The sequence below is a fragment of the Marinobacter sp. genome (assembly GCF_044799475.1).
In the GTDB taxonomy this organism is placed as follows: Bacteria; Pseudomonadota; Gammaproteobacteria; order Pseudomonadales; family Oleiphilaceae; genus Marinobacter.
The window spans coordinates 3,912,121-3,931,326 of record NZ_CP085217.1 but is presented as its reverse complement, the minus strand read 5'-3'; the positions used below and the strand labels follow the sequence as shown (position 1 = coordinate 3,931,326).

21 protein-coding genes are annotated in these 19,206 nt (G+C 57.2%); 7 read left to right on the top strand and 14 right to left on the bottom strand.

Annotated features, from left to right (window positions below):
- Positions 1-3: 3 nt before the first annotated feature.
- The 11 genes from LG327_RS18015 to LG327_RS17965 all read right to left on the bottom strand — a co-directional run bounded on the left by LG327_RS18015 (position 4) and on the right by LG327_RS17965 (position 8,472).
- Entirely contained in the window at positions 4-945 is a 942-nt protein-coding gene (locus tag LG327_RS18015) for an ornithine cyclodeaminase family protein (RefSeq protein ID WP_404364075.1), read from the bottom strand.
- Between the two features lies 1 nt (position 946).
- Positions 947-1,303 (bottom strand): RidA family protein, encoded by a 357-nt coding sequence (locus LG327_RS18010; protein WP_404364073.1) that lies wholly within the window; start codon positions 1,301-1,303, stop codon positions 947-949.
- Positions 1,304-1,345: 42 nt separating this feature from the next.
- Positions 1,346-2,293: a histone deacetylase family protein gene (locus LG327_RS18005; protein ID WP_404364071.1), complete on the bottom strand. Its 948-nt coding sequence runs from the start codon at positions 2,291-2,293 to the stop codon at positions 1,346-1,348.
- A 100-nt stretch (positions 2,294-2,393) separates the two neighbouring features.
- A complete protein-coding gene (locus LG327_RS18000) occupies positions 2,394-3,179 on the bottom strand; it encodes an amino acid ABC transporter ATP-binding protein (protein ID WP_404364069.1) in 786 nt (261 codons plus the stop codon).
- A 37-nt stretch (positions 3,180-3,216) separates the two neighbouring features.
- Complete coding sequence (locus LG327_RS17995) at positions 3,217-3,870, bottom strand: amino acid ABC transporter permease (protein WP_404364068.1); 654 nt, start codon at positions 3,868-3,870, stop codon at positions 3,217-3,219.
- 12 nt (positions 3,871-3,882) lie between these two features.
- Positions 3,883-4,545 (bottom strand): amino acid ABC transporter permease, encoded by a 663-nt coding sequence (locus LG327_RS17990; protein ID WP_404364066.1) that lies wholly within the window; start codon positions 4,543-4,545, stop codon positions 3,883-3,885.
- Positions 4,546-4,648: 103 nt separating this feature from the next.
- Positions 4,649-5,452, bottom strand: coding sequence for a transporter substrate-binding domain-containing protein (locus tag LG327_RS17985; protein ID WP_404364064.1), 804 nt, complete (start codon positions 5,450-5,452; stop codon positions 4,649-4,651).
- Between the two features lie 105 nt (positions 5,453-5,557).
- Positions 5,558-5,809 (bottom strand): hypothetical protein, encoded by a 252-nt coding sequence (locus LG327_RS17980; protein ID WP_404364062.1) that lies wholly within the window; start codon positions 5,807-5,809, stop codon positions 5,558-5,560.
- Entirely contained in the window at positions 5,806-6,453 is a 648-nt protein-coding gene (locus tag LG327_RS17975; RefSeq protein WP_404364060.1) for a 3-oxoacid CoA-transferase subunit B, read from the bottom strand. The genes LG327_RS17980 and LG327_RS17975 overlap by 4 nt, the downstream gene beginning before the upstream one ends.
- Positions 6,440-7,135: a CoA transferase subunit A gene (locus LG327_RS17970; protein ID WP_404364058.1), complete on the bottom strand. Its 696-nt coding sequence runs from the start codon at positions 7,133-7,135 to the stop codon at positions 6,440-6,442. Before LG327_RS17970 ends, LG327_RS17975 begins: the two co-directional genes overlap by 14 nt.
- Before the next feature lie 2 nt (positions 7,136-7,137).
- The gene (locus LG327_RS17965) at positions 7,138-8,472 is read right to left on the bottom strand and encodes an aspartate aminotransferase family protein (RefSeq protein WP_404364056.1); all 1,335 of its coding nucleotides are present in this window, start codon (positions 8,470-8,472) and stop codon (positions 7,138-7,140) included.
- A 157-nt stretch (positions 8,473-8,629) separates the two neighbouring features.
- Here LG327_RS17965 and LG327_RS17960 point away from each other — a divergent pair, with 157 nt between their 5' ends.
- Complete coding sequence (locus LG327_RS17960) at positions 8,630-9,562, top strand: LysR family transcriptional regulator (protein ID WP_404364055.1); 933 nt, start codon at positions 8,630-8,632, stop codon at positions 9,560-9,562.
- Positions 9,563-9,639: 77 nt separating this feature from the next.
- On the opposite strand, the gene LG327_RS17955 is transcribed toward LG327_RS17960, so the two are convergent.
- Entirely contained in the window at positions 9,640-10,614 is a 975-nt protein-coding gene (locus LG327_RS17955; protein WP_404364053.1) for a GlxA family transcriptional regulator, read from the bottom strand.
- 108 nt (positions 10,615-10,722) lie between these two features.
- Here LG327_RS17955 and LG327_RS17950 point away from each other — a divergent pair, with 108 nt between their 5' ends.
- The 4 genes from LG327_RS17950 (at position 10,723) to LG327_RS17935 (ending at position 13,852) form a co-directional block, all read left to right on the top strand.
- Positions 10,723-12,525 carry an acyl-CoA dehydrogenase gene (locus LG327_RS17950; protein ID WP_404364051.1) on the top strand — a complete coding sequence of 601 codons (1,803 nt, stop codon included), beginning with the start codon at positions 10,723-10,725 and terminating at the stop codon, positions 12,523-12,525.
- Positions 12,526-12,634: 109 nt separating this feature from the next.
- Positions 12,635-12,898, top strand: coding sequence for a hypothetical protein (locus LG327_RS17945; protein WP_404364049.1), 264 nt, complete (start codon positions 12,635-12,637; stop codon positions 12,896-12,898).
- A 149-nt stretch (positions 12,899-13,047) separates the two neighbouring features.
- Complete coding sequence (locus tag LG327_RS17940) at positions 13,048-13,296, top strand: hypothetical protein (protein ID WP_404364047.1); 249 nt, start codon at positions 13,048-13,050, stop codon at positions 13,294-13,296.
- A 61-nt stretch (positions 13,297-13,357) separates the two neighbouring features.
- A complete protein-coding gene (locus LG327_RS17935) occupies positions 13,358-13,852 on the top strand; it encodes a hypothetical protein (protein WP_404364045.1) in 495 nt (164 codons plus the stop codon).
- A 105-nt stretch (positions 13,853-13,957) separates the two neighbouring features.
- Here LG327_RS17935 and LG327_RS17930 read toward each other — a convergent pair whose 3' ends face one another.
- Complete coding sequence (locus LG327_RS17930; RefSeq protein WP_404364043.1) at positions 13,958-16,120, bottom strand: PhoX family protein; 2,163 nt, start codon at positions 16,118-16,120, stop codon at positions 13,958-13,960.
- A 301-nt stretch (positions 16,121-16,421) separates the two neighbouring features.
- On the opposite strand from LG327_RS17930, the gene LG327_RS17925 reads away from it, so the two are divergent.
- Positions 16,422-17,552, top strand: a complete 1,131-nt coding sequence (locus LG327_RS17925; protein WP_404364041.1) for a methyl-accepting chemotaxis protein — start codon at positions 16,422-16,424, stop codon at positions 17,550-17,552.
- Here LG327_RS17925 and LG327_RS17920 read toward each other — a convergent pair.
- Positions 17,531-18,442, bottom strand: coding sequence for a LysR family transcriptional regulator ArgP (locus LG327_RS17920; protein ID WP_404364039.1), 912 nt, complete (start codon positions 18,440-18,442; stop codon positions 17,531-17,533). The two genes, LG327_RS17925 and LG327_RS17920, sit on opposite strands and share 22 nt — an antisense overlap.
- Positions 18,443-18,529: 87 nt before the next feature.
- Here LG327_RS17920 and LG327_RS17915 point away from each other — a divergent pair, with 87 nt between their 5' ends.
- Positions 18,530-19,159 (top strand): LysE/ArgO family amino acid transporter, encoded by a 630-nt coding sequence (locus LG327_RS17915; protein WP_404364037.1) that lies wholly within the window; start codon positions 18,530-18,532, stop codon positions 19,157-19,159.
- Positions 19,160-19,206: the final 47 nt, after the last annotated feature.

The window sequence follows — 19,206 nt, the reverse complement described above, 5'->3', positions numbered from 1 at the left end:
CCATCACGAGTCGCCACCCAGGCTTTGCCACACCTGGATAGCGGCTGCCAGATCTTCCAGTGAAGCACCGACGGATTTGAACACGGTAATCGCCTCGTCGCTGCTGCGCCCTGCACGCTCACCGCGCAGCAGTTGCGCCATGTCGGCTCGAATATCGGACAAATCGAATGCACCTTCGTCCACGGCCTGGAGAATGTCCCCAGCTTCGCCTTTAGCGCCGGCATGGGTGTCGACAAAGACCTCGCCCCGGCGCAGGCAAGTCGCATCCGCTTCGCGCATGGTCGGCTTGAAGGCACCGACCAGATCGAGATGGCTGCCGGTCTTGAGCCAGGCGCCTTTGATAAGCGGGATGGAGGACAGGGTGGCGCAACTGATGATGTCGGCCTGGGACGAAGCGGTTGCGAGGTCGGTTACTACCTGGGTGTCGAAACGGTCGGCATAGTGCTCAGCCAAGGCTCGGGCCTTATCCGGGTTGCGTCCCCATATTCTGACCTGAGTGATCGGCCGGACGGCAGCATGGGCCTCGATCAGCATGGGCGCAAGCTTCCCGGTGCCGACCATAAGCAGGCTGGAGGCATCTTTCCGGGCCAGCTCCCGGCAGGCTAATGCCGAGGCTGCCGCTGTGCGCCGCCGGGTCAGCTCGCTGCCGTCCATGCAGGCCAGAGGCCGACCATGTGCACCCTCGCTGAGCAGATAGACGCCAGAAATTGCAGGCAAACCATGGGCCGAATTCTGGGGAAACACATTGACCATTTTCACGCCGATGTAACCGCGTGTCTGCCAGGCCGGCATCAGTAGCATGGTTGCCTCGCCATCCTCCCGATTCATGCTGTGGTGATGGCGCGGTGGTGCCTCCACACCGTCGCGAAAAGCCTCGCCGATGCTGTCGATCAGTGCCGGCCACGACAGCGCCTGGGCAACCTGTTCGGCGCTAATAAAACGCATCTCAAGTCTCCTGCAAGGCGGCGATCACCATGATCTCGACCTTCCATTCCGGCTTCGCCAGTCTGGATTCCACACAGGCGCGCACGGGAGGGCGGCCATCCACTACCCAGGCATCCCATGCGGCGTTCATTTCAGCGAACTCGGCCATGTCGGTTACCCATATGGTGGCCGACAGAAGGTGGGATTTGTCGGTACCGGCCCTGGCCAGCATCTGGTCAATGCCCTGCAAAATCTGTTCAGTCTGGCCACGCATGCCAGCGCTGGCATCTGCGGCTACCTGGCCAGCCAGATAGACAGTATTGCCATGCACGACGGCCTGGCTCATTCGTTGGTTGCTATCAATGTAACGATCGGTCATAAATTGCACTCTATTTGGTTGGGAAAAAAGAAATTGCGGTGGTTAACCCCGCTGGAAGCCCTGTAAAAAAGCGGCCAGATTATCGCTGAGACTGTCGGTCGGGTATCCGCCCTCCTGAACAATCACTTTTGGGCCTTTTACCTGGGCCAGGCGTTGCCCAATGCGGTAAAAGTCTTCGGTTTCCAAGGTCATGCCGGCCAGGGGGTCGTCCTTGTGAGCATCGAGCCCGAGCGCAATGACGATAGCCTGGGGTCTGAAATCAGCGAGGGCCGACAACAGCCGTGACAGAGCCCGCAGGAACGCAATGCCATCGGACCCCAGAGGCAGAGGCACGTTGCAGTTGTAGCCCTTGCCTTCGCCTGACCCCACCTCCTGGGCTGCGCCCCAGTAAAACGGGTAGAAATCGGTAGGGTCGACATGCACCGAGCCCGTCCATACATCGTCTCTTTCCCAGAAAATGTCCTGGGTGCCATTACCATGGTGCAAGTCGACATCGACGATGGCCACGCGATCGTAACGTTCACGAAAGACAGTTGCTGCCAATGCCGTATTATTCAAAAAACAGAACCCGCCTGCCCGCTCTGGCCCGGCATGGTGGCCCGGTGGTCGGCACAAGGCGTAACTGACCGGCTCGCCTTGCAACACGGCGTCAGCCGCAGCCTGAGCCGTCGTGGCGCTGGCGAGAATACCGGAGTAGCTGCCTTCGTCCATGGGGCAGGCCATGTCGTGCATGTGCCAGCCTGCCTGGCCGACGATATGCCGCGGGTAAAAGCTGGCATGACCACAGGGGTGCACGTTGGGTGCAACGACATCGGAGGCTGCGGGCAAGGCTCGCCAGCGTTCGACGGCGCCCTCCAGGAAATCAAGGTATCGGGTGGTATGAATGCGCTTGAGTCTATCGAGCAACAGCGGTTCACTGGCACGCAGTGGCAACAGACTCAGGCTGGCGCCCGCAGCTTCGACTGCTTCTTTCAAACGCTCGGCGCGCACCGGCTGTTCCGGTGAAGGAACGGGTTGCCCGCGCAGAAAAAAATGTTTGGGGGCGTGTGATCCTTGCGTCTCATGATAAAAGCATTTCACATTGCACCGCCTAGTGGTTATTGCCGAGGTGTTTTTGCAGGAAGTTGCGCGTGCGTTCCTGGTCCGGGTTACTGAACAGCTTGTCCGGCGTGCACTCTTCAACCACAACACCGCCATCCATGAACAGGGCCCAGTCTGAAACATCCCGTGCAAAGCTCATTTCGTGAGTCACGATGAGCATGGTCATTTGCTCCCTGGCGAGACTGCGCATTACCAGGTTTACTTCTTCGACCAGTTCCGGATCCAGGGCTGAGGTGGCTTCGTCAAACAACATCACCTTTGGCTTCATTGCCAATGCCCGGGCAATGGCGACGCGCTGTTTCTGACCACCCGACAACCAGTTCGGAAACACATCGGCTTTCTCGGCAAGGCCCACCCGTTCAAGCTGTTCCATGCCAAGGTCACGGGCGGTTTTCTTATCCATGCCCTTGAGCTTGCGCGGTGCCAGGGTGACGTTATCGATGGTCGACAGGTGCGGAAACAGATTGAAGTGCTGAAACACCATGCCCATGTTCTGGCGGATGTTGTTGATGTGCCGTTCAAAGGCAAGTCCTTTCATATCGGGCCGGTTAACCTGCACACCATCGAGCAGGATGGTCCCTTCATCAATCACCTCCAGATGATTGACGGATCGCAGTAGCGTGCTTTTACCGGAACCGGACGGACCAATAATGGAAATAATCTTACCGCGATTGACGGTCAGATCGATCCCTTTCAGAACTTCGAGGTCGCCAAAGCGCTTGTGCACATTGCGAACTTCTACCATGGGTGTTTCTGCATTGTTTTCTGTGCTCATAAAAAGCTCCAGTATTATAATTCTTTACAGGGGCGATTCAGCGGCGATAGGCGGTCTGCCTTTCCAGCCATGCCTGACCCAGTTCCATCAGAATATTGATCACGTAATACATCATGGCGATAACAATAAAGAACTCGAACGGCCTGAATGACACACTGATCGCATACTGGGAGGCATACACCAGTTCAGCCACACCGATTGCAGACAACACCGAGGTATCCTTTACCATTAAAATCATATTGTTGCCCAACTGCGGAATCGAGCGAATCAACGCCTGTGGCACAATAATGTACAGAATGGTGTTCCAATGCCCGAAGCCCAGTGACCGGGAGGCCTCATATTGCCCACCTGACACCGACTTGATGGTGACGATGAAAATATCGGCGTTGTAAGCCATGTAGTGAAAACCAAGCCCCAGTATGCCCACCACGATGGCCGGAATCAGGATCCATTCGCCCAATCCAAAGTACAGGAAGTACAGTTGCAGCAGCAGCGGCGTCGTCATGAACAGCCAGATAAAAAAGCGTAACGGCCAACTCACTACCTTGTTGGTGTAGATGGATATCACCGCGACAATAAGCCCGCCCACGATTGACATGAAGGCCACAACGATGGCTATCAAGGACGCCACACCCACGCCTTTGAGCAAGGTTGGGAAGTAGGTAATAACGGGAGTAAAATCAAATTCCATCAGTGCTGCCTCCTATTGGGTCGTGTATCGGGTTGCGCGACGATAGGCCAACTCGACGATACCCATCACCGCATAGATGATGACGATGTACATGAGGGCACTGAGGGTAAAAATTTCCAGCGGCTTATAGGTCGACCCAATCAGACGCTGCGCCTGATAAGTCAGTTCGACCACGGAGATAATGGAGACCAGTGAGGAGTTCTTGACCAGAACAATGGCCAGCACACCCACGGAACGAATCATCAGACTTGCCGCTTGCGGCAGCACGATGGATACCATTGTCCGTATTTTGCCAAAACCCAATGATCGGGCGGCTTCGCTTTGCCCCTTGTCGACCGATTCAATGGAGCCGCGGATTGCCTCACTCATATAGGCGCCAATATTAAACGCCCCAACAACGACACCACAGGTGATGGGGTCTAGCCGCAAGCCGAGACTCGGGCCGCCATAAAACACCAGCAACAATTGCACGAAATAGGGGGTCCCGCGAACCACACTGATATAACCGCGGGCAAACCAGCGGATAGGAGTGAAGCGCAAGGTCTGCAAAAACACCAGCCCACAGGCGACAAAGAACCCAAAGAAAATTGCACGGGAAGAAATATCGATCGTAACCCAGGCCGCCCTGATCAACAGAGGCGTCACCTCGACCATTAAGTCAAAATCCATGGTCATACCTTTTTTGCTGTTATCGGTGGCTCAACCTTCAAGCACAAGCGGCGGGTGCCACGGGCGGGCTCATTGCAACCAGTGCAGAGAGCCCGCCCTTGATCAGCCCTTATTTGATATTGGCACCTTTGCCAATCCACTTGTCGACGATGTCCTGGTAAGTCCCATCTGCCTTGATTTCGGCCAGAGCAGCGTTGAGGGCTGCCTTCAGTTCGGGTTTGTTCTTCTGAATGGAGATCGCTGCGGGCCAGCGTGGCAGTTCACCGACGTCGACCATTTTTATAGGGAGTGCGTTGTCCTGCATCGCGACCAGAACCGGTACGTCATCAGCAATCATGGCATCAACGCGGCCTGTGGTCAGAGCGTTCATCATGTCAGGCAAGCCCTGGAAGGTCTGGTTGCGCCATTTACCTTCGCCATTTTCGACCGCCCACTGGTTACCGGTTTCGCCCAGGGTGGAACCAACCTGCTTACCGGAGAGGTCGCCGATGCTGCTGATATCATCCGTGCCTTCCTGTACCCAGACCGAAAGGCCTGCGCTGTAGTAAGGGTCGGTAAAATCAACCGCTTTCTGGCGTTCTTCAGTGACGCTCATGCTGCAAATACAGGCATCAAAGCGGCCACCCGCCAGGGCAGCAATAATGCCGTTCCAGGGGGATGATTGAATGTTAACGTCCACACCCATTTTTTCAGCCAGCGCCTCGGCAATGTCAACGTCGAAGCCCACCAGTTCACCCTGAGTGTTAACATAGCTGAACGGAGGGTAGGCGCCGGAGTTGGCTACCTGAAAGACGTCATCGCGAATTTCAGGAAGGTCACGCGCCTGGGTCGGCATTGCCACCATCGCTGTTGCACCAATAATCACGGCTGCGGCCGCCAGAGTTTGTGAGAACTTTTTAGTAAGGGTCTTCATATTTTTATTCCTGTTCAGACTTTATTAAAACAATGCATGCATTGATGCACTGCACCTCTTCACACTCGTCAATAACCGTACCTGTTCAGCCAGGATGGATCGTTGTCATCCATCCAGATTAATTGTTGTGTCGGCAGCACCGCACCCAATGGACATTATGCTAAAGCGTAGTGCAGTGAGGCTGGAACCGCATTGTTGATCAATCATTCGCATGGCGGCCTGGTGTCCCAGTTGACTCTGCATCAGCGGGTAACGCCCGCCGAAACTCCACTGTTCTTTTATGGCCAGAGCACAGCCCAGACTCAGATCATCAACACCGTAAATGTTTAAAGCGGTTTCGCGTTCGTTAAGGGTCATACCGTGACTCCCCCGATCGCAAAGGTCAGTTCTGCTTCAGTCTGCGCCTGTAAGTCGACATTGCTGATGTCGACCAGTTTTTCCCGCACTACCAGGCCCTGATCGGTAATATCGATTACAGCCAGGTCTGAAATAATTCGACTGACACACGCTTTGGCAGTGAGCGGCAGCCGGCAGGTCTCTAGTATTTTGGGGCGCCCGTGTTTGTCGGTATGTGTGGTTAGCACGACGATGCGTTTTGTTTTTTGCGCCAGCTCCATGGCGCCACCTATACCCGGTGAGAACTTGCCCGGAATTTTCCAGTTGGCCAGGTTACCGTGCGCGTCGACCTCGAAAGCGCCGATCATCGTCAGGTCCAGCCGGGCCCGACGAATCATCGCGAAGGAGACGGCGCTATCGAACAGGCTCGCGCCTTGGCGCAAAGAGACATAGGCGCCGGAGGCGTCAATAAGAAAAGGGTTCATCGATTCCGGTTCAGCCTGTTTCCAGGCAGAGAGAATGCCGTTCTCCGAGTGAATCTGGACATCAAAGTCATCCGGCAGGTAATGCATGACCTGCGTTGGCAGACCAATGCCCAGATTGACGATGCTGCCCGGCGTGATCTCGATCACCGCTCTGCTCAAAATGCGTTCAACGGCGGACATGATGCTCCAGAATTCCGTAGTCTGAGGGGAGTGATTCCAGCCGTACGACGCAGTCGACAAAGGCGCCCGGTGTGTGCACGTGTTCAGGTTTGAAACGCCCGGGTGCGCCCAGGTCCGGTGTTTCGACAATGACGTGGTTCGCCGCCATGGCCATTAACGGGCTGAAGTTAATGGCCGAGCCCTGATACACCAGGTTGCCCAGCCAGTCGGCCTGAGCAGCATGAATAAGAGCAAAATCGGCTGGCAATGCCATTTCCACTTTGTAGGTTTTGCCCTGCCAGTCGAGCAGATCATCAGGCCGGGTGATCTCGGAATCCATACCAATATCGGTCAGGAACCCAAAGCTGCCGGAACCGGCGGTGCGGATCTTTTCCGCCAGCATGCCCTGGGGGTGAAACTCCACGTCTATATCGCCCCGGTTCAAATGATCGATCACGACTTTATTCAGACCAATGTGAGTGGTGATCAGCTTCCGCACCTGACCATTCTCAATCAGTCGACTCACACCGTGGCCGGCTTCGTTGGCATCGTTTTTGATGAGCGTAAGATCAGTTTGCCCCTGGCGCAGTAGTTCATCGATCAAACTGAATGGCGTGCCCGGGTTGCCGAAACCACCGACCATGACCACTGCGCCTGAAGGGATGGTAGCGATGGCGTTTTCCAGGGTGCGGTTCTTTTTCATGATCAGGCCGCCTGCTCTTTTGCGACCTGTTCGAAGTCAGCCAGACTGCCATCGAAAAGTGCAATAATGTCGTCGATATCTGCGGCGGTAACGGTCAACGGCGGTGTGATCAGAACATGATCCCCCTCGAGGCCGTTCAGGCAGCGCCTTGGGTAGATCAGCAAGCCCCGCGCCTTGGCCAGCGCGGTGAGCCTGTCGAAGGCGTTGAACGCAGCCGGAAAAGGCTGCTTGCTGACCTTGTCTTGCACCAGCTCCACACCCTGCAACAGGCCAATTCCGCGCACATTGCCTATACACTCGTATTTCTCCGCCAGCTGTTCGAGTTGCCGGCGCAAATAGGTGCCTTGCTCAGCGGCATTGCTGACCAGCTTCTCCGAGGTCATAACATCAATTACCGCAAGACCGGTGGCACAGGCGAGCGGGTTCCCGGCATAGGTATGACCATGCATAAAGCCGCCGCTTCGGCCCACTGCATCCACGAGTTCCTGGCGCGCCATCATGGCAGCAATGGGGTAATAGCCTGAGCCCATGCCCTTTGCCAGTGCCAGAATGTCAGGGGCTACGCGATAGTGTTGGTAAGCAAACCAGGCACCGGTACGGCCCATGCCACTGAGCACTTCGTCCATGATCAACAGGCAGCCGTAGCGGTCACACAGGGCGCGCATCCCCTCCATGTAAGGCCGGGTGACCATACGGCCACCGGTGCTGGCACCGCCAACCGGCTCAAGCACAATGGCGGCGATGGTTTCCGGGCCCGCCGTCTGAATGGCCATTTCGGTCTGACTCAGCACCGCTGCAATGTGTTCTTCAACGCCCGCTTCGCGGTAACGATACAGGTCTGGCGAGGGCACCTTGACTGAGCCAACGGTGATCGAACGGTAGGGTGCTTCCAGAGGTTCGTACCCGGTTAGCCCCAGTGCGCCCATGGTGCTGCCGTGATACGACGGGCGCAGCGATACAAACTTGCTACGCTCAGGCTGACCGTCGGCAACGAAATACTGAATCGCCAATTTGATCGCGCTCTCGACTGCTTCCGAACCACTGCCGACAAAAAAGACTTTCTGCAGATCAGCGTCAGTCAGGTCAACCATTTTATTAGCCAGATCCAGTGCAACCTGGCTTTCAAACTGGGTGCGGTAGCTGAACGCAACCTTATCGAGTTGCTCGACCATGGCTCGTTTTACGGTGGGATGATTGTGGCCAATATTGCAGGTGATGGCTCCTGAGCACCCATCGATGTAACGGCGCCCCGTGGTATCCCAGATATAAATGCCATCGGCATGGCTGACCAGAGGCATGTCGTTACTGGTCAGATAAAACAAAGCATTGTTGGACATGGGGTCGTCGATCCTTTTACGCAAAGCGCTGTTTTTTTGAACGATCCCGCATTATAGGAACAGATAAAAATTAACTTCAACGCATAATGTTTTTTCATTATTTGATGATTTACACTCATGTTTTTAGCTCCGGAAGACGTCCACGAGGCCTGCCATCATGAGTGACATCAAACTTACCTCTTTGAAATCAATGACCATTTTTAAAACTCTTTATGAGACGGGCAGCGCCACACAAACAGCAAAAGATTTGGGTATAACCCAGTCGGGCGTCAGTCGATCACTGGCGCAATTGGAAGAAAATATTGGCATAGCGCTGTTCATGCGACACAAAAAACGGCTGATTGTTCTGCCGGAGGCCGATGAGCTCTATAGTGAAATTGTGGGGTTACTGAGTAATCTGGAAAACATGAATCACAGCATCGCGGCGCTAAGGGAATTTGGCGCCTCGCGCATACGCATTGCCTGTGCACCTAGCCTCGGTTTTGCCTATCTACCCAAAACCATCGCCCGAATTCTGAGCGACAACCCGAAGTACAGCGTGTATCTCGATATTATGCCAAGCCCGGAGGTAGTGCGTGCGGTTGAAGCCGGTTATTTTGATGTCGGATTCGTCACCCTGCCGGTGACCAGTCAGGCCCTGGTGGTCGATGAATTGATCTCAACCGAAGCGGTCTGTCTGATGCCCAAAAACCACAGCCTGGCCAAAGCCGGTGTGATTACCATAGAAGACCTGAAAGGCCAGCATCTGATTATCCCCAACCAGCCCAACCTGGCAGCCGACCAGCTACTACTGCACCTGTCGGAGAAAAACATACGCATTGCCGGTAAAACCGAAGCCAACATTGCAGCCATATGCTCACTGGTTGCCAACGGCGTCGGCATCACACTGATCAACCCCATTACGGCCTACGACCATCAGGCAATGCGTGATGGCCTCTCGATCAAACCGTTCAAGCCTGCCTTTCATTATCGTTTTGGACTGGTATACAAACAGAACTGGGCGAATAACCGGTTAATCAGCTTGCTCAAGGAAATGCTGCCGGAGTTGCCGGATGACCTGGCAGCCTGTCGTCCTTCCGGACCAGTATGAGATAGTGTCGGCATCAAACAAATCACGGATCAGACGTGAGTAACTTTCGTTCTTTCGACCGTCACGCGGCCTATCTGCTAGCGTCGGAAACGGGCACGATAATCGCTGGGCGGCAGGCCCGTATGCCGCTTGAACAGGCGGGTGAATGAGCTTACATCGTCGTATCCGACCTGCTGGGTGACCTCCTCTACCGAAGTGGTCGTGGTTTCCAGTATTTCCCGGGCAGCTTCAATGCGCATCAGTTGCAGGTAGTTGCGGGGCGTATCCCCCGTGGCAGCCTTGAAGCGCCGCAGCAGGGATCGTGAGTTGAGGCCGCTGATCCGGGAGAGATCCGCGGAGGCGACCGGCTGACGGTGGTTCTGGTCCAGCCAGTGCTGCAGTTCCAGAATGGTTTCATCCTGATGATAGCGCCGGGTCTGCAGCGCACTGTATGGAGCCTGACTCCGCCTTCCGGCATCCACTACGAAGGCTTTGGCCAGTTCCCGCGCGGTGCGGGCGCCGGCATACCGCTCCACCAGAAAGACCCCCAGATCCAGCCAGGCCATGCCGCCGCCGGCACAGGCAATGGTGCCATCCACGGTAACCAGCTGTTCCGGACGAAGGTTTACGGCAGGATAGCGCTCCCGGAAAAGATCGCTGAAACCCCAGTGGGTTGTGGCTTCCATGCCGTCCAGCAGACCTGCTTCGGCAAGCAGGAAGGCGCCAGTGCAGTTGCTGGCAATGTTTGTTCCCCGGTCCACCTGGTCGGACAGCCAGGTCATTTCGCGGGAACAGCGTGCCAGGGTGCTCAGGATTGGGCCGCCGATGGTTGGTACCAGCACCAGTTCGCCCGGCGCGCCGTCGTCCAGGCTGCCATGGGCAGGCAGGGTCAGCCCGTTGATGCAATGGCACGGCTCCCCATCCACGGTAAGCAGGCGGACGCTGAAACACTGTTCAGGCTCTTGACCCTGGATTCTCGCCCAGGTGACACCCGCCATCTGAAACAGGTCGATCATGCCGGTAATGGTGCTGGCAAGGGCACCGGGAAAACCCAGAACAGAAACGCGAATCACGAAGACGAACTCCAGCCGTGGCGTATTTCACCAGGATTGTGTCAGATATGACGGTTTTCTCAAGCCTCCGGCTGTGACAATCTTGGCAGATCAATTTGGAGATGGTGTATGACAGACGTACTGATTGAGCGCCGGGATCTTGATTTTCAGCTCTACGAAGTGATGGACACTGAGGCGCTGTGCCAGCGTGAGCGGTTTATCGAACACAGTCGGGACACCTTTGATGCGGTAGTGGAAACCGCGGACAAGCTGGCCCGCAACAAATTTGCCAACCACAATGCTGCCGCCGACCGGGACGAGCCGAAATTCGTCGATGGAAAGGTGGAGATGCTGCCAGAGGTGAAAGAAGCCTTTGATGCCTATGCCGAGTCAGGCTTCCTCGCCGGTCGCTACGATTATGATCTTGGGGGCATGCAGCTCCCTGAAACAGTCATGGCCGCCTGCAATGGTTTTTTCACCGCGGCCAACCCGGGCACTGCGGGCTATCCATTTCTGACCACGGCCGCGGCAAACCTGATCCGTATCTTTGGTTCGGAGCACCAGCAGTCGAAGTACCTGATGCCCATGCTGTCGGGAAAGTACGCCGGCACCATGGCGCTGACAGAGCCCCATGCAGGCTCTTCACTGGCGGATATCCGCACCTCAGCGACACCCTCGGAGGAAGGGCACTATCTGATCAAGGGCGCCAAGATCTACATCTCCGGTGGCGAGCAGTCGATTACCGACAACATCGTTCACATGGTGCTGGCAAAGATCAAGGGCGCGCCTCCGGGTGTGAAAGGCATTTCACTGTTCATCGTTCCCAAGTTTCTGAGCGATGATGAAGGCAATCTTACGGACCGCAATGGCGTGGCACTGGCGGGCCTGATTCACAAAATGGGCTATCGTGGAACCACTTCCGCCGCCCTGAGTTTTGGTGACGATGCACCCTGTTATGGCTACCTGATTGGCGAGCCACATCAGGGCCTCAGGTACATGTTCCAGATGATGAACGAAGCCCGCCTGGGGGTGGGATTCGGCGCAGCGGTGATCGGATATCGCGGCTATATGCACAGCCTGGAATACGCCCGGGGCCGGCTGCAGGGTCGCAAACCCTCAGAGCGTGATCCTGCATCCCCGCCGGTTGCCATCCTCGAGCATGCGGACGTGCGGCGCATGCTGCTGGCCCAGAAATCCTACGTGGAAGGTGGCGTGGCTCTGTGTCTCTTCGGGGCGCGACTGGTGGATGACCAGAATACCCACCCGGACCAGCAGCGGCGAATCGAGGCCGGCAAGCTGCTGGACCTGTTGACGCCGGTAATGAAGGCCTGGCCCTCCGAATATGGCCTCAAAGCCAACGACCTGGCGATCCAGGTATATGGTGGTGCCGGTTATACCCGGGAGTACCCGGTGGAACAGTGCTGGCGGGACAACCGGCTGAACCCCATCCACGAGGGCACCAACGGCATCCAGGCTCTGGACCTTCTCGGCCGCAAGGTCTGGCAGGACCAGAGTCATGGCCTGCAGCTCCTCATGCAGGCCATGCAGGTGGACCTGGAAGCCGCTACCTCCCCCAGGTGCCAGCAATGGGCGCTGTCCCTGAGCGAAACCCTGCAGCGGGCGGTTCAGGTCACCCAGGCGCTTGGCAAGGCACTGATGAATGAGAACCCGGACAGTGTTCTGTCCAATGCTGCCTGCTACCTGCACCTGTTTGGTCACATCACCGTGGCCTGGATGTGGCTGCGTCAGGCCAATGCGGCGGAGCAGGGCCTCAAGGCCGCTTCGGCGGATACCGAGCGCAACTTTTATCAGGGTAAGCTCCAGGCCGCTCAGTACTTCTTCCATTGGGAACTGCCCACCGTGGCCCAGGACATAGTACTTCTGGAAAACCGGGACGACACCTGCTTCAGCATGAAAACCGACTGGTTCTGAATACACCATTCACGGCCGGCGCACGCACCCCGCGCTGGCCCTTTCCGATTGCCAAAGCCGCAACCCTGTACCAGGCTGAGGATTCAAATGATCAGAAGCAGGGACGATCATGAGCAATGGATATCAGCCGGTCAGCTGTGCCACCGAGGCCCTGCTAGCACGGATGGTTTCTTCCGGAGAGATTGCCGAGATTTTCTATCGCGATGAAGCCGGTCAGGTGCAGCAGGTTCACGATGTTATTCGAGACCTGTTTGTGCGGGCGGGAGAGTCTTTTCTGCTGATGGAGCGCAGGCAGCTGATTCGTCTGGATCACATCTTTTCGATCAATGGACAGCCCCTTGGACAGCCCCTTAAAAACAGTGGCGTAGCCTGAAGGGGAGGCAGAGAACCTCGCCAGCGACCCCCACTGAAGCTGTTGTCTGACGCAAACGTAATTTCCGTCCGATTGTGCACGGTTTGCATCAACCGTACACTGGTATGTGTCCGTCGACACTGAATCCATTAACACACAAGGAAGAAATCATGAATAAACTGACTCTGAGCGCACTGGCACTGCTTTTTACCCTGGGTCTTGCGGGTTGCAGTGACAATGAGCCTGACGAAGGCGTGGACATGGAGCAGGCTGCAGACAACGCCGGTGACATGGCTGAAGAAGCCGGAGAGAACATGGAAGATGCTGCCGAAGCAACCGGAGATGCCATTGAAGACGGCGCTGAAGCAACCGGTGAAGCAATAGAGGAAGCCGGAGAAGAAGACGACTCCACCTATTGAGCAGTTCAGGCGAGGGGAGTGATCCCCTCGCTTCCCTGACTTCCGTGAAAAGGAGAACAGGATGTCGGAATCTGCCACAAACCCGCATTACAGATTTTCATTTGCCCTGCCCTTTCTGATTGCTGCTGCCCTGTTTCTTTCAGGCTGCGCCACGAAACCCGAACCTCCTTTCAGGCTGGACACGCCCACGGCTTCTCCCAGGGCATCCCATACCACATTCAATACCGAAATCGTGCCGGCCCCCGGTCGCATCGAAGTGCTGGACTGGATGCACCATGAGGTGACCCGGCAGATGAAGGACCTGGGCTACGAAGTCGCAGAAGAGGATCCTGACCTGCGTATCCGCATCCGCATGGAGCGGACAGATCAGATAACCACTGTACTCGAACAGGTAGATTCAGCGCGAATCTGGCTAGAGATGAAAGCAGACGGCGAAGTTCTCCGTGAGGGGCATACCCCCAACCTGACCACAGCGGAAATGGATATGTTTTCCCGGGGCATAGCAGAGGATATCGTCGAGGAATTTCTGGACCGTTTTCCGAAGCGCAGCAACTGAAAAACCCGCGAGCCTTTTCACATCGCGGGCTTGCGGATCAGGATCAAAAACTGGGGTGCCAGCCAAACCGGCGGGAAGACCCCGCCGGCTGGCTGTATTGCCGGATCAGATGCCGATTTCTCCACCATCTTCCCGATAGATAACCACGGTTGCGGATCTCGGACGGTTGCCAGCTTCGCCGAACGCTGTGGCGTCTCTTGACGGCGCCGGCCAGACGCTCTTATCCGTGTTGAACAGATCTTTCGAGCCTCGCTCACCAGGGTGCTGGACGTTGACGAACATGGTTCGTGCGTCCGGTGTCAGGTAGATGCCGGTGATTTCGCAGCCGCTGGGACCTACAAAGAACCGCTTGAGCTGGATACTCTCTGCGCTCTGGCCCACGAAAGTGTCAACCGTGGCTGTGCCCTCTTTGCCGCTGGTTATGATGGTTCGCTGGCCACCGTCCCCGACACTGCCCGGAATGGCCACAAGCATCTGGTTATTGGTGGTGTCTTTGAGGGCACCGTCGTCCGTCTGGATCCAGATCAGACCCCTGTGATCGATAAAAAGGCCATCCGGACTGGAGAACTCATTGTCCTCGGTCAGCCCGGAGACGTTGTAATCGGAATCACGATCGGCGGCTGAGCCAAACAGGAAAATATCCCATGTGAAGCTGGTTGCGGCGCTGTCGTTTCCGGCTTCTTTCCAGCGGATGATGTGGCCGTTGGAGTTGACGGCGCGGGGATTGGCCGGGTCCGTTTCGTCTGCGGCACGGTTGGACTGGTTGCCGTTTGTCAGAGTCAGGTAAACCTCGCGGCTGGTGGGGTGCACGGCTGCCCACTCAGGACGGTCCATTTTTGTGGCGCCCACATGATCGGCCGCAAGTCTGGCGGCGATCATGACATCGCCCTGGTTGCGGAAAGTGAACAGGGGGTTGTTCTCGTCAAGGCCATTGACCCCGTAGCTCAGTTCTTTCCACTCCCCACTACCATCCTCGTTGAAGGTCGCGACGTAGAGCTTGCCATCGTCCAGGTACTTGTCGCCTGTGGTCAGGCCACCAGTGGCGTCAGCCGGATCCCAGTTGGCGCTGGAAACATATTTGTAAGCGTATTCACCCCGGGAGTCGTCTCCCATGTAGAACACCAGCGGCTTGCCGGCTTCGGCCGGAGCTGCCCAGGCGCCCTCGTGGGAGAAACGTCCAAACGCGGTGCGCACCCTGGGCCTCTGGGCAGGACGGAAGGGGTCAATTTCGGTCACATAGCCGTGCAGGTTGGGTTCATTCTGGTAATCATTCAGGGGGTCTGTGCCTGTGGCGTTGGCATCAAAGCGGGCATAGATATCGCCGCCATTTTCGACAGTGTCCCACTCGCGGTAGGCCCAGGCCGAGCCGACGCCGTAACGCTGGACCAGGGTGTTCTCATCGGCCGTGCGGTTGGCAGCGTCGTCGCCCTTCCTGAAATAGGCGTACCAGTTTTCTTCTGCGGCAATATAGGTGCCCCAGGGAGTGAAGCCGTGGGCGCAGTTGTTCATGGTGCCCCAGCGCTTTGTACCCTGGGGAGAGCTCTTGCCGCGCAACAGGTTGGAACCTGCGGCGGGTCCTTTAACGTCCATCTCGGTGAAAATGGTTACCCGGCGGTTGTAGGGGGAGCTTCGTACCACTTCCCATTTGTTGCTGATCTTGCGTACCTCGATACAGGAAACACCATGGCCATTCATTTCGCGGTCAACCTGGATTTTCGGCCGGCTGCCACCGTTGTCCACAGCCTTGATGACGCCCAGGTCATGGAGGGTATTGTCTTCCAGGTTTTCATGGTTGATGCACAGGATACCCCGGTCCGAGCGCTCCGGGTCGTACCGGCCGTCATCGCTGATACCAAAGAACCACATGCCGTCGTGCTCGTCGCCGGAGCGGCGGTCGTAATCCACATCCGTGCCATCGTTGAGGAATTCGGCAACACCGTCTTCAATCGGATCGCCCTTGGCAAACAGAACCTCGGCGCGGTAACCGGCGGGTACCCTGACCCGATCTTCCAGAGACGTGGGCACCGCTTCGAAGCCCAGGCTCTCCGGATTCAGAGTCACTGAGCCGCCATTGCCAGCGGCTGGTGAAGACGAGCTTCCCGAGCTGTCGCTGCCACACGCGGACAGGCCGAGTGCGCCTATGACGCTGATGGTGGCTGCAGATGCGGAACCTTTGAGCAGCTGCCGGCGGGACAGGCGCTTCGAAACGATGGAGTCGAATGTCGGGTTGGAACTGTTGTTACTGTCTTCAACGGGATGGTGCCCCATGGGGTACTCCTTGGTCTCTGTTCAACGGGATGATTTTTTTTGCCCCGGCCCCAGAAGGCTTCGAGGGTTTTACGGGAACTGCAGGACCAAGAGTGTGGGACGAACATGTCAGTCTGAGGAAGCATTCGTGACAGGTAAGCGTCAGCTTCGTGACACCGGCGCTGTTCCCACAGAAAGCTCTAATGAACTAAAGTAACAGGCGGCCAGGCAGCCACAGCTGCCCGGGATTCAGCGGTTCGGGCGAGACGGCGGGAATTGCGGACTCAGCCATGACCAGTAACGGGGTGGTTTGGAGAATTGCATGGGGTTGTTAAAATCGGGGACGGTTTTCTGGAGTCTGGTTATTGGGGGGCTGGCTGCACTGGCGGCGGCGCTCGTGGCTCTGTTTACCGGCTTTCAGGCCGCCCTGGTTTTCCTGGGTATGGTTATCGGGATGGCGGTGGCGGGAGGTTATTTCATCGTCCAGGTACTGGACCCGATGGGCCAGTCACTCAAAGCCCTGGAGGCCGGTGAGAACGACCCTTCCAACAGGCTTGCAGGCCATCTGCCGGGGCTGATCATGGATGCCCGGGCGGGGCGCGTGCTCTCGGAAGCACTGGCCGGCAAGGCTGCTGATAGCGCGGCGGCTGCAGCTGACATCTCCCGGGCGATAAACGAACTGGGGGCTCAGCTGGAGCGGCAGGCGAGTCGGGTTGAGCAACTGAAAAGCGACATTGACCTGCGCGCCGCCTCAGATTCCGGCTCTTCGTCCCGGGCTGCGGAAGCAGGCGCAAAGGCCCGGGAGGCCGGGGAAATGAGCCTGAACAACAAGACAGCACTGATGGATGCGATCGGAAATATAAGGGTGATTCATGGCCAGTCCCATGAAACCCTGCAGCTTATGGAAGAGCTCAATGGCAAGTCGGAAAAAATCCAGAGTGTGACCTCCGTGATAGAGGGCATTGCCGCCCAGACCAACTTGCTGGCCCTGAATGCCGCTATTGAAGCCGCAAGGGCAGGGGACCAGGGCAGGGGTTTCGCAGTTGTGGCAGACGAAGTACGGCAGCTGTCAGCCCGCACCGCCCAGGCCACCGGTGAGGTGGCTGAAACCCTGCAGGCTGTCCGTTCTGACAGTGGTGTCATCGTGGGCCGGATAAAGCAGCTGGCGGACGGGGTGGAGAGTGGGCTGCGTGCCGTGGAAAGTGTAGGTGAACGTCTTGGGGAAATAGAGTCGAGCCTTGAACAGATGCTGGATCAGTTTACCGGCGTTGACGATGCAGAGCAGAGCAGCCTGGGGCACCTCTGCCAGAGTGTGGAGGCTCTCCATGAGGCGCTCGGCACCAGCACCGCCAGCCTGAATGCCCTGGCGGCTAGTGCCACTGGCCTGATGGAGCAGACAGAACAGATCCAGAACGCATTCACCAGCAGTTCTCATGCCCATGGTGCAGGCTGAGAATGGGGTTTTCCTGAAAAGTGATTGCGCCCCGCCTCCACCAGGGCTGAAGTAAGCCGCTCCATAAAGTCGCCGCCATGGCGCCAGTAGTGCCAGTACAGGTTGACGGTGACCACTTCTCCGGGAGCCAGATCGGTGAGCTCTCCGGCAGGCAGGGCCAGATCCGCCTGCAGGTCCGGAATCATGCCGTAGCCCACCCCCGCCAGAGCCAGCCGCACGAAGCCTTCCGATGAAGGGCAGAGATGGTAGGGAAAGCGGCCATGGTAGCCCCGCTGGGCGAGGAAACGCTTGTGCAACTGATCATTGGGACCGTAAATGATGGCGGGTGCCTCCTGAAACGATTTTGCCGTGGGGCCCTCCTGGAAATGGCGTTCAATGTATGACCGGCTGGCAAGGGCCCGGTAAGCCATCTGGCCCAGGGCAATACTTCTGGCACCTGCCACCGGCTGTTCGCTGCTGCACAGACAGGCTGCCACGTCGCCCTCCCGCATCCGGCGCAGGCCTATGTCCTGATCCTCAATCACCAGATCCAGCAGCAGTTCTTCCTCACGACAGAAATCGCCGATGGCGTTACCCCACCATGTGGCCAGACTGTCCGCGTTGAGGGCAATGCGTAGCCGCGGGCGGCCCGTGGCCAGGGTCGGAATCTGTTTTTGCAGATCCCGTTCCAGCAGCTGGACCTGCTGAATGTGGTTGAGCAACTGCTGCCCCGCCTGGGTCGCCCGCAGGGTCGGATGTCGGATAAGTACCGGCTGGCCAAGCCGGGATTCCAGCAGTTTGATTCTCTGGGAAACCGCAGACTGGGAAAGACCGAGCGCCAGCCCGGCCCGTTCAAAGCCTCCGCTTTCAATCACCGTGACCAGAGCTTCAAGTAGCTTGTAGTCGAGCATAAGTAAAATTGATGCAGTATTAGGAATATGATTTTAAAGTATAGCTCATAATGGCTTATTCTCCCGTTTCGTATACAGGGAGGCATCATGCTTCAGAGTTACTTCACCGGTTTACTGGTATGCGGCAGCATCATCGTCGCCATTGGTGCCCAGAATGCCTATGTGCTGGGGCAGGCTTTCCGCCGGGAACACCACTGGTGGTCGGCGCTCCTTTGCATGGGTAGCGATGCCCTGCTGATCACTGGGGGAATGCTCGGCATCACGGCAGCCCTGGTAGCATTTCCTTCAGCGCTCGATGTGCTGCGCTGGGGCGGGGTGGCATTTCTTTTCTGGCTGTCACTGCTGGCCACAAGGCGGGCTTTTCGCGGCCGCCTGGCCCTGGAGGCGGAGTCGGTGGCAAGGCGTAGCCTGGGCGCCGTAATTCTGACGACCCTGGCAGTGACGCTGCTTAATCCCCAGGTTTATCTGGATACCCTGCTGCTGATTCCCGCGGTTGGCGCCCAGCAGCCTGAACCAATGGTCTTCGTGGCCGGTGCTGTCAGTGCTTCCGTCATCTGGTTTGTCCTGCTGGCCTGGGGTGGCGCGGCGCTGGCGCCGGTGCTGAGCCAGCCAGTCGCCTGGCGGATCATTGATGGTTCGATCGCTGCTGTCATGCTGGCAATCGGCCTTCATCTGATGGTGAATGGAATCGTAGTGCCACAGGGAGCAGAGATTTAAGGGCGTTCTCGTTTATACTGCCACTGCGTATTTTCAGCTGGAGGCAA